This window comes from Phenylobacterium sp., assembly GCF_041691455.1.
In the GTDB taxonomy this organism is placed as follows: domain Bacteria; phylum Pseudomonadota; class Alphaproteobacteria; order Caulobacterales; family Caulobacteraceae; genus Phenylobacterium.
Map to the genome: position 1 here is coordinate 17,739 of NZ_JBEPUO010000020.1, position 9,232 is coordinate 26,970.

10 protein-coding genes are annotated in these 9,232 nt (G+C 67.2%); 8 read left to right on the forward strand and 2 right to left on the reverse strand.

Annotated elements, in window-relative coordinates; translation table 11 throughout:
• Positions 1–24: 24 nt before the first annotated feature.
• Positions 25–702, reverse strand: coding sequence for a superoxide dismutase (locus tag ACESMY_RS17930; RefSeq protein ID WP_372785982.1), 678 nt, complete (start codon positions 700–702; stop codon positions 25–27).
• Positions 703–869: 167 nt separating this feature from the next.
• Here ACESMY_RS17930 and secY point away from each other — a divergent pair, with 167 nt between their 5' ends.
• A complete protein-coding gene (gene secY, locus ACESMY_RS17935) occupies positions 870–2,240 on the forward strand; it encodes a preprotein translocase subunit SecY (RefSeq protein WP_372785983.1) in 1,371 nt (456 codons plus the stop codon).
• A gap of 320 nt (positions 2,241–2,560) precedes the next feature.
• Positions 2,561–3,121 (forward strand): helix-turn-helix domain-containing protein, encoded by a 561-nt coding sequence (locus ACESMY_RS17940; RefSeq protein ID WP_372785984.1) that lies wholly within the window; start codon positions 2,561–2,563, stop codon positions 3,119–3,121.
• Between the two features lie 15 nt (positions 3,122–3,136).
• On the opposite strand, the gene ACESMY_RS17945 is transcribed toward ACESMY_RS17940, so the two are convergent.
• On the reverse strand, positions 3,137–3,334 hold the full coding sequence (locus tag ACESMY_RS17945) for a LuxR C-terminal-related transcriptional regulator (protein WP_372785985.1): 198 nt from the start codon (positions 3,332–3,334) through the stop codon (positions 3,137–3,139).
• A gap of 371 nt (positions 3,335–3,705) precedes the next feature.
• Between ACESMY_RS17945 and ACESMY_RS17950 the strand changes: the two genes are divergently transcribed.
• The 6 genes from ACESMY_RS17950 (at position 3,706) to ACESMY_RS17975 (ending at position 9,197) form a co-directional block, all read left to right on the forward strand.
• Entirely contained in the window at positions 3,706–4,308 is a 603-nt protein-coding gene (locus ACESMY_RS17950; RefSeq protein ID WP_372785986.1) for a lytic transglycosylase domain-containing protein, read from the forward strand.
• A complete protein-coding gene (locus tag ACESMY_RS17955) occupies positions 4,305–4,628 on the forward strand; it encodes a TrbC/VirB2 family protein (RefSeq protein ID WP_372785987.1) in 324 nt (107 codons plus the stop codon). The genes ACESMY_RS17950 and ACESMY_RS17955 overlap by 4 nt, the downstream gene beginning before the upstream one ends.
• Positions 4,629–4,630: 2 nt before the next feature.
• Entirely contained in the window at positions 4,631–4,975 is a 345-nt protein-coding gene (locus tag ACESMY_RS17960) for a type IV secretion system protein VirB3 (RefSeq protein WP_372785988.1), read from the forward strand.
• Positions 4,968–7,352, forward strand: coding sequence for a VirB4 family type IV secretion/conjugal transfer ATPase (locus tag ACESMY_RS17965; RefSeq protein WP_372785989.1), 2,385 nt, complete (start codon positions 4,968–4,970; stop codon positions 7,350–7,352). Before ACESMY_RS17960 ends, ACESMY_RS17965 begins: the two co-directional genes overlap by 8 nt.
• Positions 7,349–8,056 (forward strand): type IV secretion system protein, encoded by a 708-nt coding sequence (locus tag ACESMY_RS17970; protein WP_372785990.1) that lies wholly within the window; start codon positions 7,349–7,351, stop codon positions 8,054–8,056. The genes ACESMY_RS17965 and ACESMY_RS17970 overlap by 4 nt, the downstream gene beginning before the upstream one ends.
• A 220-nt stretch (positions 8,057–8,276) precedes the next feature.
• Complete coding sequence (locus ACESMY_RS17975) at positions 8,277–9,197, forward strand: type IV secretion system protein (protein WP_372785991.1); 921 nt, start codon at positions 8,277–8,279, stop codon at positions 9,195–9,197.
• Positions 9,198–9,232: the final 35 nt, after the last annotated feature.

Below are 9,232 nucleotides of genomic sequence, written 5' to 3' on the forward strand. Positions count from 1 at the left end.
GCGATCGAACGCCGAGCCGGCCTTTCAGCGTCTGGCGGCGGCCGCGTCTTGCGCCGGCGTCTGCGCGGTCGCGACGGGCCGCGGGTAGGCCCAAGCGGCCGCCCGGCCCGCCGCGGCCTCGTACTGCTGCGAAACGAATTCCCAATTGACCAGGCGGTCCCACCAGCCGGCCAGGTAGGCGCTGCGGTCGTTGCGGTGGTCGAGATAGTAGGCGTGCTCCCACAGGTCGCAGACCAGGAGGGGAGTCAGGCCGGCGACCCGCATGACGGTGTCACCGTCGTGCGTCGCGAGGATCTGCAACCGGCCCTCCCGAATGGTCAGCCAGACCCAGCCGGACCCGAAGTGATCGAGGCCTTCCTCGATGAATTGCCTGCGCAGCGGCTCAGGCCCTTTGAAAGCCGACGCCACGGCCTTCGACAGCGCCGCTGAAGGCTCCGTGCGAGCCGGGTTCATGCACTCCCAGTAGAAGGCGTGGTTGAGCGCCTGGGCGGCGTTGTTGAAGAGCTTGCGCGCGCCGCGGCGCCGGGCCTTCTCGACGACCTCTTCCAGGGACGCGGCGCCTGAGCCGGCTTCCGCGAGCAGGGCGTTGGTGACCTCCACGTACTTGGCGTGATGCTTGTCATGGTGAGTGCGCAGGGTCGCCTCCGACAGGATCGGAGCTAGCGCGTCATATCGATAGGGAAGCTCTGGGAGGGTGAACATTGGTCGCCTTTCGCGTCGGTGAGGCGCGGCGGCGGCGGCCCGCCGCCGCCTCACAATTCCGTCCTCTCCCGGTAGATATATCGTGAGACGATATATTTCAATTGCGGCGCTCTTAAAAGGTATTTTCGATACATCTTTTGAAAACGGCCCATGCCGGGAGATCACCGATGGCCTCAGCCGCCGAACAACTGCTCGCCAACCTGAGGTTCGACACCTTCCACAAGGCGACCGATCTGCATAAGCGGATCGGCTTCACGGCGCTGGCGATGGTCGTCTACCGGATCGGCTGCTACATCCCGATCCCGGGGATCAATATCTCGGCGTTCGATCAGGCTTTCCAGGGCCAGGCCAAGGGCATCCTGGGCATGGTCAACATGTTCTCGGGCGGCGCCGTGCAGCGCATGGCGGTCTTCGCGCTCGGCGTGATGCCCTACATCTCCGCCTCGATCATCGTGCAGCTGCTGGGGACGGTTTATCCGCCCTGGGAGAAGCTCCGAAAGGACGGCGGCGAGGCCGGCCGCAAGACGCTGAACCAGTACACGCGCTACCTCACCGTGGTCCTGGGCCTGTTCCAGGCCTTCGGGATCGCCATGGGCCTGCAGTCCGGGGACGGGATCGTCGGTCATCCAGGGGCCGTCTTCATGATCTCCACCACGATCATCCTCACCGCGGGAACGATGCTGCTGACCTGGATCGGCGAGCAGATCACCAGCCGCGGTATCGGCAACGGCCTTTCCCTGATCATCTTCGCCGGGATCGTCGCGGTCCTGCCGCGCAGCCTGTTCCAGATGCTGAGTCTGGCCCGCACGGGCGCCCTGCCCAGCGCCGCCGTCCCGGCGATCGTGGCGCTGGCCGGCCTGGTGGTCGCGCTCATCGTCTTTATGGAACGCGCCCAGCGACGGCTGCTGACGCAATATCCGCGGGGCCAGCAGGGCAACCGCATGTTCGGCGGCGAGGCCTCCTTCCTGCCGCTGAAGGTCAACACCTCCGGCGTCATGGCGCCGATTTTCGCGTCCAGTCTGCTGCTGCTGCCGGCGACGGCGATGGGCCTTCTGTCCGCCGCCAACCTGCCACCCTGGGCGCAATGGCTGCCAGGTGCGATGGGCGCGCTGCAACACGGTCGGCCGCTGTTCGTGGTGCTCTATGGCGTCTTGATCGTCTTCTTCTGCTTCTTCTACACCTCGGTGATGTTCAACCCGGTCGAGGTGGCGGAGAACCTGCGCAAGTTCGGAGGCTTCCTGCCCGGTCTGCGGCCGGGCAAGCGTACGGCGCAATACCTCGACTTCGTGCTGACCCGCGTGACCGTGGTGGGCGCGATCTACATCACCGCCGTCTGCCTGTTGCCGGAGCTGCTGATCGGCTATTTCAACGTCCCGTTCTACATGGGCGGGACCTCCATCCTGATCGTCGTCAGCGTCACTATGGACACCGTCACCCAGCTGCAGTCCCACCTGGTCGCCCACCAGTACGAGGGCCTGATCCGCAAGGCGAAGCTGCGCGGGCGGCCGCGTCCCCTGGCGCCGGTCGCGGCTGAATAGGCGGCGTCCGGAGTCGCCGGGAGACCGGACCTCGCCAACACGCCATCGCGACCTGACCGGCGCGGCGTCGAAGGCACTCCAAACGAATCAGGGGTACGGCGCGCAATCCGCGCCGTGACCTTTCCGATCGAACGGACCCTCAGCGGCTGTACGCCGTCCTCCGCAATAAACTTGCGGAGCGACGCCGCCCCCGTTGTGGGCGCCGCGTTCACCGTCACGTTTCCCACACATTCCGAGCCCGGAGGGGCCCAAGGCCCCTTGTTCGACGCGGCGATGGTGTAGAACTCTGCAACAAGCTAGAGTTGAGTAAAGCGATCGCGATGGGTCAGCCTCCCCACAATGTCCCCACCCGCCGCGCGTCGCTTTCGCAGGCCTTGCGGGCTCTGCGTCGGTTGCGCGGCCTCGGCCCCGGTGAGGTCGCCGACGCCATGGGCATGGCCCGCCGCTCGTTCGAATATTTTGAAGCTGGCCGAGGCAAGCTGAATGTCGACCGGGTCCACCAGGTCGCGCAGATCCTCGACGTCGATCCCTTCGCGATCCTGGCGGCGGTCGAGATCCGCTCGCCGCAATTCGCGGTGCGATGCGCGGAACACAAGCTGATGACGGTGTTCATGATCGCGCTTCAGGAATTCGACGCCAGCGCCCTGGACGACATCGCCCGCTTGAACGCCAGTACGATCATTTCGGGCTTCACCCGCATATTCGACGCCTTGGCCAAGGAGGCGAAGGAGGGCGAGGATTTCGTGGAAAAATGGATGGGCGAGGGCGACCCGCCTCCGAATGGCCAGGAGGATCACGCTCCAGACCAACCGGAGGCGCCGGACGGGCCGGGCGGGTCGACCGATCCGGACGATCCGGAGCCACCCACAAAGGAACCTTGAATTCGGAGCCTTCGCTCAAGGCTCCTCGCCCAGAAGACCGAGCCGTCTCGCGCGCACCACGGCCTGGACGCGGGTGCGGACACCCAGCTTTTCACAAGCCTTGGCGATATATTCCTCAACGGTGCGGGCCGAGAGCCCCAGGATCACGCCGATGTCGACGGCGCTCTTGCCCTCCTGAACCCAGTAGAGGCACTCGGCCTGACGCCGGCTCAACATGACGTCCTGCTGGTGAAGCGCGGACGCCGGCTGCTGACTACTCGCGGTGGTCGCCATGAGTCCCAACCCTCATACTGTTCTTGGGGGGGCCTGTATGTGGCCCTCCCTGCGGATCAGAAACTGAGAATATGTTCCGAAGATGTTAGTTCCGTCGAAGTGGAGATTTCTGTCGACTTAGGTTGGAGATAATTCTTTTCCGCAATTTTCTTGCGGAAGCCCGCGCATTTTCTCGCGGAACCAAGTGTTCGATCGAATGGCGGTCGCCTTTCCGAACGCTTCGCTTCACCCCGTAAGTTTACGTCTCGCGACAAGCGCGCCTGAATTGCCAAACTCCACGGCATGTTCCGCACAAGCCTGGTCCCGTCGCGATGAGCCTCGACCCCGCAACCATTCTCGCCCTGGCTGCGCGCTGCGCTCCGGCCGTCGCCGCCCCGACGCTGCGTGCGGTGGCGCAGGCCGAGAGCGGGCTCAACCCCTATGCCGTTGGCGTCAATCGCGGCCCGCCAGTGGGACGCCCACCCCGGTCGCGGGCTGAGGCCATCGCGCTTGCCAAACGCCTTTTGGCCGCGGGCGCGAACCTCGATCTTGGCCTCGTCCAGATCAACAGCGCGAACCTGGCGCGCCTGGGCCTGAGCGTCGACGACGCCTTCGATCCCTGCCGCAACCTGGCGGCCGGGGCCACGGTCCTGAAGACGGCCTATGCCGCGGTTCGCGCGCAAGAGCCTGCGCCGCAGGCCGCGCTGCGCGCTGCGCTCTCCATCTACAATACCGGCGATGCGGATCGCGGCTTCCGCAACGGCTACGTCACCCGCGTCGTGGCCGCCGCGGCGCGTCTTGATGGGCCCGTCGTCGCCGCAAACGCCCCCTCACCGTGGGCTCCGCCGCCAGCCGCTTGGGACGCCTTCGGCGATCTTCGTCCAGCGGCCTTCGTCACCGTCGTCAGGTCGTCCGCCCAAGGAGCCATCCCATGAACTCTCGTCCCAACCTTCGTCTTGCCACGACGGTGGCGCTAGCCGGCCTGATGGTCGCGGTCGGCGCCACGCCGGCGCTTGGCCAGACGGCGGCCGCGGCGGGGGGCAACATCGGGACCTTCATCCAAAATATAATTGGAATCCTCACGAACAACGTGGTCCGCGGCCTGGCCATCATCGCGGTGATCGTCACCGGCATCGCGACGATGTTTGGACATCTCGATCTGCGCCGCGCCGGCACCGTGATCCTCGGCATCATCGTCATCTTCAGCGCCGCGGCGATCGTCGACCAGGTGGTGGGCAGCGGCGGGGGCGCCTGATCATGACGGCGCCCGTTGAACCCCGCTTGGTGGAAGACCCCCTGTTCCTGGCTTGCACGCGGCCGGCGACGATCGCCGGCGTGCCGATGGAGGCGATGGGCCTCAACGTCATCCTGTCGGCCACCATCTTCCTGGCGGCCAATTCGCCACGCTACCTGCTGATCGCGCCAGTGCTGCACCTGGTGTTCCGCGCCATCTGCAAGCACGACCCTCACGCCTTCCGGGTGCTGTGGCAGTTCGTCGAGACCAGGGGACGGTCCCGCAATGGCGGCCTCTGGGGTGGCAGCTCCGCGACGCCCCTGCCGCTCCGCCGGCGCCGCAACGCCGCGGAGGTGCAGCGTGGCTGACGTCCTCACGTCCGCGCCCCGACGCGGCGCTCTGGCGCGCGAAGGCGATGCGCGCCTGCACCTGCCTTACGCGCGCCACCTCACGGAGCGGGTGGTGGGCCTCGACACCCAGGCGCTGATGCTCTGCGTGCAGCTCGACGGCGCGAGCTTCGAGACCGCCGACATCGTCGACCTCAACGACTGGCACACCAAGCTGAACAGCGCCTGGCGCAATCTCGCCGACGACCGGCTGGCGATCTGGCATCACCTGGTCCGGCGAGAGCACGAGGGCTATCCGACGGGCCAGTTCCGCTCGGCCTTCGCCGCGGACCTGGACGCGAAATACCGCGCAGGCCTCGGCCGCGGGCGGATGTTCGTCAACGAGCTCTACCTGACCCTCGTGCTCCATCCGGGACGGGATGGAACCGATCGGACCGGGGCGTGGCTGAACCGGCTGCGCGGCGTGCGGGCGGCTGGCGAGGTGGAAGCCGAGCGGGTTCAGCGCCTCGAGGACGCCGGCCGCGATCTCCTGCAGTACCTCGGCCGCTACGGCCCGCGCCCGCTCGCGACCTACCAGAGGGAAGGGGTGTGGTTCTCCGAGCCCATGGCCTTGATGCGCCTCCTGCTGACGGGACGCCCGGGGCCGGTGCCTCTGGTTCGCGGTCACCTGGGCTCGGCCGTCCATACCGCGCGCGTGATCTTCGGCCGCGAAGCGCTGGAGGTCCGCGACGCCGCCGATGCGAGATTCGGCGGGATGTTCGGGGTGAAGGAATATCCCGCCACCACCCGGCCGGGACTGTGGAACGGGCTGCTCTCCGCCCGCTTCCCGTTCGTCGCCAGCCAGTCGTTCGCCTTCCTCTCCAAAGCCGCCGCCCGGGCGGTGATGGAGCGCAAACAGAACCAGATGGTCTCGGCCCGCGACCGCGCCGCCAGCCAAATCTCCGGCCTGAGCGACGCGCTCGATGACCTGATGTCGAACCGCTTCGTCATGGGGGATCACCAGGCCTCGGTCCTGGTCTATGGCGAAGACCCTCGCGCCTTGGCCGCCAACCTTTCACAGGCGCGCGCCCTGCTGGCCGACTCCGGCCTGGTGACGGCACGCGAGGACCTGGCGCTTGAGGCGGCGTTCTGGTCGCAGTTCCCCGGGAATTTCAGCCGCCGGGTCCGGCCCGCTGCGATCACCTCGCGCAATTTCGCGGCCATGGCGCCATTCCACACCCATCCCACAGGTCGCGCGGTCGGCAACCACTGGGGTCCGGCAGTGGCGCTGCTGCGCACATCCGCCGGCTCGCCCTTCCACTTCAACTTCCACGTGGGTGACGTCGGCCACACCTTCATCTGCGGGCCGTCCGGCGCGGGCAAGACCGTCGTCCAGAACTTCATGCTGGCGCAGCTGGAGAAGGCCGCGCCGCAGATGATCTTCATCGACAAGGATCGCGGCGCGGAGCTTTTCGTCCGCGCCAGCGGCGGGACCTACCTCACCCTGCGCAATGGCGAGCCCACCGGCTTTGCCCCGTTCAAGGCTCTGAGGTTCACCGCGGCCGACCGGGCGTTCCTGGGCGCGCTGGTCCGCCAGCTCGTCGGAGCCGGACAAGTCACACTCAGCCCCGCCGAGGAGCGTGCGATCGACGAGGCGATCGCGGCCTTGGCGCCGCTGGCGCCGGCGCAGCGGTCGATCGCGGCGCTGCGGGCCCTGCTCGGCCAGCGCGACGCGTCTGGGATCGGCGCGCGCCTGGAGCGGTGGCGCCAGGGCGGGCCCTTGGGCTGGGTCCTGGACAACGACGCCGACAGCATCGGCTTCGACGCGCGGTTCCTCGGTTTCGACATGACCCACGTCCTGGACAACCCCGAGGTCCGCACGCCGGTGATGATGTACCTCTTCCACCGGCTATCAGCCCTGGTGGACGGTCGCCGGCTGGTCATCGACATCGATGAGTTCTGGAAGGCGCTGGGCGACGAGGCCTTCCGCGGCCTGGCCCAGGACGGGCTGAAAACCTACCGCAAGCAGAACGCCTTCATGGTGTTCGGCACGCAGTCCCCGGCCGATGTGCTGCGTTCACCGATCGCGCACACCATCCTGGAGCAGTGCGCGACGAAGATCTTCCTGCCCAACGCCCACGCCGCAGAACGGGACTATGTGGGGGGCTTCGGTCTCACCCGCCGCGAGTTCGCTTTGGTGCGGGAAGAGCTCGCGCCGGAGTCCCGGCGATTCCTGATCAAGCAGGGCCTGAACTCGGTGGTCGCGGAACTCCGCCTCGACGGACTTGGCGATGAGCTCGCCATCCTCTCCGGCCGTACGGAGACCGTCGATCTTCTCGACCGCATCCGCGCCCGGGTCGGCGACGACCCCGCCGACTGGCTCGAACCCTTTCATCGCGAACGGAGGCTGCTGCCATGATCCTGCGCCGACTGCTCCTTGCCGGCATCGCCGCCCTGACCCTCACGGCGTCTGCGGCGCACGCCCAAATGGCCGTCTATGACGCCACCAGCTACGCTAAACTGATCCAGCAAGCGCAGACCGCCCTTGACCAGCTACACCGGGCCGAGACCCAGGTGCAGCAAGGCGAACAGCTGCTGCAGAGCCTCAATCAGGGCTCCAACGTCGGCGCCATCGCCCAGGTCCTCGAGGCGCCCGCCCTGCGCCAGCTGCTGCCGGGCGTCCCGGCGCTGATGTCCGCCGCCCAGGGCGACGTCGCCGGCCTGGGCGCGATTGGGACCCAGGCCGCCGCGATCCGCAGCGCCAACCGGCTCTACACCCCACCTGCCGGCGACGCTCTGGCTGCCGACCTGGAGGCCGCCGGCATGCGCGCCGCGCGCGACATGGCCTTGGGCCAGGCCGTCGCCACCGGCGGCCAACAGCGGCTCACCGGCCTACAGGCCCTGCAGCAATCCATCGACGCGGCGCCGAACGCCCGAGCCGTGCTCGACCTGCAGGCCCGCGCGAGCGCCGAGCAGGCGATGATCGCCAACGACCAGATGCGCCTGCAAGGCTTGGCCATGACCCAGGCGGCGGAAGACCGCCTGCAGGCCCAACGGGACAAAGAGCGCGTGGCAGCGGGCAACGCCGCGCGCCTAGCTCTCTACAAGAGTGGATTCCAATGACTCGCGGCGTCGCGGCGAGTCTCGCGATGGCCACGCTTGCGGCGTGCGCGCCGGCGCCGCGCAGCGCCAGCTATTTCGAAGCTCATCCCGAGGAGGCACACACAGTCCTTGCGGCCTGTAAGACGGGGCAAACGCGCGGCGCCGAGTGTGAAACTGCATTGGCAGGCGTAACAGCAACAGCCAACGCCGCTCGCTTGCGGCTCTACCGCAAGGGGTTCTGATGGCTTCCAGCTTTCAGATCTTCGAACCGGCCTACACGTTCATCGACGGGAAACTCGACGTGTTTCTCAATGAGCGGGCCAGCTCAGTGATTGCCGTGGTTTCGGGCCCCTTGCGCGCCGCCCTGGTCCTCTACGTCCTGCTCTACGGGATCGCGATCCTGCGGGGGTCGATCTCCGAGCCGATCATGGACTTCGCGGTGCGGAGTCTGAAGCTGGCCTTCATCTACATGCTGGCGACCACTGTGGCCTACTCGACCTACGTCACGACGCCGCTCTTCCATACCCTACCGGACAGCCTGACCCAGGCGATCAGCGGCGCCGGAGCCCCGAACGTCGGCGCGGCATTCGACCAGTTCTTTTCTCGCGCCGCCTACCTCGGCCAAAAGATCGGACAGACGGGGACTCCAATAGACTTCGGCCCCTGGATCATGGCGGCGCTCGTTTATGTGGTTGGCGCGATCGCCGCGGCCCTGGGCTTCGGCGTCGTGATGATCGCCAAGGTTGCACTTGCCCTGCTGGTGGCGCTGGGGCCGATTTTCGTCGCCTGCGCGCTGTTCGACGCCAGCCGGCGGTTCTTCTTCGGTTGGCTCTCCCAGGCCGTGAACTACATCGTGCTGTTCGCCCTGATCATCACGGTCTTCCAGCTCATTCTCTCCCTGCTGGCCCAGCAGTGGAGCGGCATCGACGGGCAGGATCCGATGGCCGGCGGCATGCTATTCGTCGCGCTCTGCATCCTGGGCTCGATCTTCTTCCTGCAGACCCCGGCGATCGCCGCCGGCATCGCCGGCGGCGCCAGTGTCGGCCTGGCGGACTTCGCCAACGCCGCGGTCAACCGCAACTCGTCGTCACAATCCAAGGCCCGCGGCCCGCAAGAAGCACGAACTCCGCCCAGCCGTGGCGGCAGCATCCGAGTGTCATGAGGTCTTCGATGAAACCCCGTGCCTGCGTTCTGCTG

What these genes read in the sequence shown, in the direction of transcription:
- ACESMY_RS17930 (WP_372785982.1), bottom strand. Translation starts at nt 702, where the DNA reads ATGTTCACCCTCCCAGAGCTTCCCTATCGATATGACGCGCTAGCTCCG.
- secY (WP_372785983.1), top strand. Translation starts at nt 870, where the DNA reads ATGGCCTCAGCCGCCGAACAACTGCTCGCCAACCTGAGGTTCGACACC.
- ACESMY_RS17940 (WP_372785984.1), top strand. Translation starts at nt 2,561, where the DNA reads ATGGGTCAGCCTCCCCACAATGTCCCCACCCGCCGCGCGTCGCTTTCG.
- ACESMY_RS17950 (WP_372785986.1), top strand. Translation starts at nt 3,706, where the DNA reads ATGAGCCTCGACCCCGCAACCATTCTCGCCCTGGCTGCGCGCTGCGCT.
- ACESMY_RS17955 (WP_372785987.1), top strand. Translation starts at nt 4,305, where the DNA reads ATGAACTCTCGTCCCAACCTTCGTCTTGCCACGACGGTGGCGCTAGCC.
- ACESMY_RS17960 (WP_372785988.1), top strand. Translation starts at nt 4,631, where the DNA reads ATGACGGCGCCCGTTGAACCCCGCTTGGTGGAAGACCCCCTGTTCCTG.
- ACESMY_RS17970 (WP_372785990.1), top strand. Translation starts at nt 7,349, where the DNA reads ATGATCCTGCGCCGACTGCTCCTTGCCGGCATCGCCGCCCTGACCCTC.
- ACESMY_RS17975 (WP_372785991.1), top strand. Translation starts at nt 8,277, where the DNA reads ATGGCTTCCAGCTTTCAGATCTTCGAACCGGCCTACACGTTCATCGAC.